General features: G+C 46.3%; 6 protein-coding genes. 2 read left to right on the forward strand and 4 right to left on the reverse strand.

Going from position 1 to position 4,533, the window contains the following annotated elements; translation table 11 throughout:
• Positions 1-368 (reverse strand): PaaI family thioesterase (locus ACQY26_RS02030; RefSeq protein WP_428047412.1); only part of this gene is annotated, 368 nt, incomplete at its 3' end.
• A 48-nt stretch (positions 369-416) separates the two neighbouring features.
• Here ACQY26_RS02030 and ACQY26_RS02035 point away from each other — a divergent pair.
• Both ACQY26_RS02035 and ACQY26_RS02040 read left to right on the forward strand, forming a co-directional pair.
• Positions 417-1,037, forward strand: coding sequence for a CYTH domain-containing protein (locus ACQY26_RS02035; RefSeq protein WP_428047413.1), 621 nt, complete (start codon positions 417-419; stop codon positions 1,035-1,037).
• Positions 1,038-1,113: 76 nt separating this feature from the next.
• A complete protein-coding gene (locus tag ACQY26_RS02040) occupies positions 1,114-1,287 on the forward strand; it encodes an indolepyruvate ferredoxin oxidoreductase subunit alpha (RefSeq protein ID WP_428047414.1) in 174 nt (57 codons plus the stop codon).
• A gap of 104 nt (positions 1,288-1,391) precedes the next feature.
• Here the strand turns inward: ACQY26_RS02040 and ACQY26_RS02045 are convergent, their stop codons facing one another.
• The 3 genes from ACQY26_RS02045 to ACQY26_RS02055 all read right to left on the reverse strand — a co-directional run.
• On the reverse strand, positions 1,392-1,538 hold the full coding sequence (locus ACQY26_RS02045; RefSeq protein ID WP_428047415.1) for a hypothetical protein: 147 nt from the start codon (positions 1,536-1,538) through the stop codon (positions 1,392-1,394).
• 16 nt (positions 1,539-1,554) lie between these two features.
• Positions 1,555-2,997 (reverse strand): FGGY family carbohydrate kinase, encoded by a 1,443-nt coding sequence (locus ACQY26_RS02050; protein WP_428047416.1) that lies wholly within the window; start codon positions 2,995-2,997, stop codon positions 1,555-1,557.
• Positions 2,987-4,533: LTA synthase family protein (locus ACQY26_RS02055; protein WP_428047417.1), on the reverse strand; the 1,547-nt coding region annotated here is incomplete at its 5' end. The genes ACQY26_RS02050 and ACQY26_RS02055, both read right to left, overlap by 11 nt.

Raw genomic sequence — 4,533 nt, forward strand, 5'->3', positions numbered from 1 at the left:
GAAGGCAGCAGAATTTCGGCTTCCACCATCGCTTTGGAAGTACCGCCCCTTAAAATCCTTCCTACAAGTTTTAAAGGCGTATTGGTGGGTGTAACTTTTTTATAGACAACTTCCAACTTTAAAGTTACCATAAGATTGTCAAAATCGCCGTTAAGCATTATCGCTCGGCCGGAGGTTTCGTCAAGCAACGCGGCCACTATTCCGCCGTGCACCACGCCGGGATAAGAACGGTAATTTTCGGAAACCGCAACTTCGGCTTCCACGGTGTTGTTTTCATTATTGTTAAACCAAACTATTTTAAGGCCCAAAGGATTATCCTTCCCGCATAAAAAACAACCGCAGGAGGTGGGCTGACGTTTTTTATTCATAATAAAGCTCCTTTTTTCTAGTATATTATATTTTGCTATCATTTAATAATGGAACACATTGAAACGGAATACAAATGGGCCGTAAACAAACGCTCAGATTTTAAAAAACTTAAAAATATTTTGGCCGCGCAGGGCTGGGACTGCGCTTTTTCCGCCCCGGTTTTGCTTGACTCTTATTTCGACGCTCCGGGCGGAGCGCTGAGTGCGGAGAAATCAGCCCTTCGTTTGAGAAAAACAGTTTTAGACGGCAAAACTTTTTACGAGCTTACGCTTAAAAGCGCGTCCGAGGTAATAAACGGCCTGGCCCGCAGAAAGGAAATTACCGTTGCGCTGAACGCGCAAAACCGCCGTGAAGCTTTAACAAAATTCCGCGCGGAAGCCGCAAAATTAAACAAAAAAGCGGTTTCTCTGGGGAGATTGTTTTCAATAGCAAACAAGCGCAAAACTTTTTTAATAAACGCGCCGGAGTTTAAAGCGGAGCTTTCTTTTGACGACTGTCTTATCAAATCCGGAACGCATAAAAAACTGCTGGAAGCCGAACTTGAATTTAAGGGGGGGCAAATATCGGCTTTTAACGCTTTTGCCGCATATTTGGGGCGGGAAAGCGGGCTTAAGGCACCGATAAAATCAAAAGTGGCTACGGCGCGGGCTCTCTTGGCGAATCGGTAAACCGCCCCGTGCATTTGCCGCCTTTAAAATAGTATAATAATATTGAGGAAAATATTAATTTATAAGGAGAAGTAATATGGCTTACAAAGTAAATCCTGACGTTTGCGTAAACTGCGGCGCTTGCGAATCCGCCTGCCCCGTCGGAGCTATTTCCGAGCAGAACGATAAAAGATTTATCGACGCCGGCAAATGCATTGACTGCGGTTCCTGCGCCGGTACCTGCCCGGTAAGCGCAATCGCGCAGAACTAATTAAGTTTTAATAAAAAAGCCCCGGTTTTTAAGCCGGGGTTTTTTGTTTGATATCCGCTAAAATCCGCCGGCCGAGGCCGGGGTTTTAGTAAAAAACAGTTTTATCAGTCCGCCGCGGCGGCCGCCGCCGGCATATAATCAAAGCCGGGCGCGTCTTCAAGCTCCTCCCTGTTTTGCAGGGCAAAGAAACCAATCAAAGCAAAAGCTGAAATTAAAACTGCTATAACTATTATTATGTGAAGTTTTTTCATAATCCGTCCTTTTTATTTAAAGGCGGGGCGCTTTTACCGCCCACTCAAAAAAAGCCCGCCATTTGGCGTAAAGCTCTTTACTTTCAATCGGCGTAACAGCTGGTTTAAAATCCTTGTATTCCTCTTTCAGCCAATCCGATACGTCAAAGCCTTCATGCTTTGCCGCCAGCAGTGCCGAACCTATAAGCGTGGTATTAAGCCTTTTGCTTTGCCTGATCGGCATTCCCAGCACGTCGCTTTGGGTCTGAGGCAAAATATCGTTAAGGCTTAAGCCTCCGCCGGATTGTATTTCTTCTATGTTAAAACCCGCTTTAGCTACATAAAAAACTATATCCGCCATCAAGAAACAAAGGCTTCTTAAAGCGCCGAATACGATATCTTCCCGCTTGGTTTCTATTTTAAAACCGGCCATTGCCGGCGCGGCCGAAAAATCCCAGTACGGCGCGCCGAGGCCGCCCAAAGCAGGCAGAAGATAAACGGGATTTTTCGCTTTTAAAGCATATTCGTCCAGCTTGGAAAGTTCCGCATCAACGCCTATTTCTTTAAGCCAGGTAAACAGAGAACCGGCGGCGTTTATCTGCCCTTCTAAAAGGAACTGCGGCTTATCTTTTTCCGAAACGGCGGAAATTGAAGTTAAAATCCCTTTAACGCCTTTGGGCTCCTCTCCTATATTTAAAAGGAAAAATGCGCCCGTACCGTAATTTATACAGGCTTTTGCGCGTTTGTCAAGCCCGCAGGCCAATGCAGCGGCTTGCTGATCGCCGGTAAAAGCCGCTATTTTTATGCCTTTATATTCGCCGAAGTTACCGGCGGAAGGAACAGGCTTGGGCAAAATAGAGGCCGGTATTCCGAAAGATTTTAAAATTTCCCCGTCCCAATCAAGAGTGTTTATATTAAAAAGCAAAGTGCGCTGGGCGCAGGCGTAATCGCAGGCGAAGGTCTTGCCGCCCGTCATGTGCCAAATTATATAACTGCCGACGGGCCCGGCCAAGAGCGTCCCGTTGTTAAGAGCCTGCTTTACCTCAGGATAGTTTTGCAGGCACCAGGCTATTTTGGGCGCGGAAAAAAACGGCGTCTTATAAAGCCCCGTTTTGGAGTGTACAACTTCTTGGGAAAGCGGGTTTTGCGCGCTTATTTCAGCGGCCCTTCCGTCGGCCCAGCTTAAAGCGGGGCAAAGCGGTTTGCCGGTATTTTTATCCCATAAAACTATCGTCGAACGCTGGCAGGAAAGGGCAATGGCGGCTATTTTGTCGCCGGCTCTTAAGGAGGAAAGCACCCGCTCCAAAGCTTCAATTTGGGTGTTAAGCAAATCTTCCGCGCTGTACTCGTAAATATTGCCTTCCGCCCTGAAAGGAACAGGCTTTTGCGTTTCTTTCAAAATAACGCCACCCGCGGTTATTGCCGCCGCTTTAGAAGAAGAACTGCCTTGGTCCAAGGCTATTATAATGCTATTTTCCATTTTTAAACCATTTGTTAGAAGATATTAAAGTCAAAGCGGCTTTATCCAAAGAGAGTAAAGTTTCCTCCGCTTTGGCTTTATCAAATTTATCGTTTTTCGCTTCCGCGGAAAGTATTTTGTCGCGGTTATGCCTTATCGCGCCGTCTTTGGTTATAAGCCCGATATTAATCCCTTCCGAAACGAAAGCCGCGCGTTTTTCCGGGTGTGAAGCGTCAAACAAGTCGCGTCCGAAAGCCGTATAAGGGTAATTTAAACCGGCCAAAGCATAGAGCGTGGGCGCAATATCCAACTGTGAAGCCACATAATCTATCTTGGCGGGTTTTAGGAGTTTCGGCGCGTAAAAGACCAAGGGAATATTGAATTTTTCATAAAGGGAATCGCGCTTTTCCTTAAGGCTGTGATCCGAAACGAAAACAAACACCGTATCGTCAAACCAGCCGTCCTCCTTAGCTTTATTTAAAAATTCGCCCAAAGCCCAGTCCGCATAGTAAAGAGTGTTTCTGTATTCGTCGTCCCAAGAGCCGCTTGTAAACTTGTAAAACCGCTCCTGCGTTTTGGCGAAAGGCTCGTGGGTCGTCCCGGTAAACACTGCGGCAAGGAAATTATTTTTACCGCGTTTTTTTATTTTGTCGGCCGCAAGCATATAAGCCTCGTAATCATATCCGTAGAAAGGCTCTTCAAGATAGTCAAGCAGCATAGGCATATCTTCCCAGCCGAACGTTTCCTCGGCGCCCAAATAGGAAGCCAAGGAACACATCCTGAAAGAATGCCTTAAAGAAGTCTGCGCGTAAAAAGTATAATAACCGGCTTTTTTAAAAGCCTCGAAAAGGGGGGAAAATTCCGTAAGTTCCAAGCCGTAGCCGAAAACCGGCAAATCCGGGATAAGCGGCACCGAAGCGAAGGCCCCCGCAAACCCCAAAATGCTTCTTGCCCCTACGGAGTAGGCGTTTGTAAACAAAACGCCGTTTTTGATAATATCGTCAAAGACGGGCGTCGCCCCGGTTTTTCCGCCGCTCATTGCGTCTATATAGTCGGGAATCCAGCCTTCAAAAAGGACTATTACAAAATTTATTTTTTTAAGATTTGGCGCGGATGCCGGCCTGCGCATCAGCGGATAGGCCGGGTCAAAGCTTTCTTCGCCGGATTTAAAAAGAAGCGCTTTGACGTTTTCCACGGCTTTTTCCGCCGGGAAATTGTTTTTATCCAAAGAAGCCGAACCTTTCCTTAGTATATGGAAAGCTATAAAAGGAGCATTACCCACCAAAGAAGCCTGCGCCGGGGTTTTGGCGTAATCGTAAATATCGGCTATGCCTATGGCTTTTCCATCTATTTTACCGCGTATAAAAAGCACGGCGAAACCAGCGATAAGCAGAAGTTTTACGATATCCTTCCAAAGCGGACGCTTAAAAGAAGAATGCCTTTTATAATACTTTAAAACCAAAACAACAATCAAAGCGGAAACGGACGCGGCAATCAAAAGAAAAACAAAGTTCCGCACCTGCAGGACGTAATTAATCAAAAAGCCCCAGTCGTTGT

This window comes from Candidatus Proelusimicrobium excrementi (assembly GCF_937881865.1).
Taxonomy (GTDB): domain Bacteria; phylum Elusimicrobiota; class Elusimicrobia; order Elusimicrobiales; family Elusimicrobiaceae; genus Proelusimicrobium; species Proelusimicrobium excrementi.

Excerpts from the sequence above, each read along its gene's own strand:
- ACQY26_RS02035 (WP_428047413.1), top strand. The coding sequence starts at position 417 with ATGGAACACATTGAAACGGAATACAAATGGGCCGTAAACAAACGCTCA.
- ACQY26_RS02045 (WP_428047415.1), bottom strand. The coding sequence starts at position 1,538 with ATGAAAAAACTTCACATAATAATAGTTATAGCAGTTTTAATTTCAGCT.
- ACQY26_RS02040 (WP_428047414.1), top strand. The coding sequence starts at position 1,114 with ATGGCTTACAAAGTAAATCCTGACGTTTGCGTAAACTGCGGCGCTTGC.
- ACQY26_RS02050 (WP_428047416.1), bottom strand. The coding sequence starts at position 2,997 with ATGGAAAATAGCATTATAATAGCCTTGGACCAAGGCAGTTCTTCTTCT.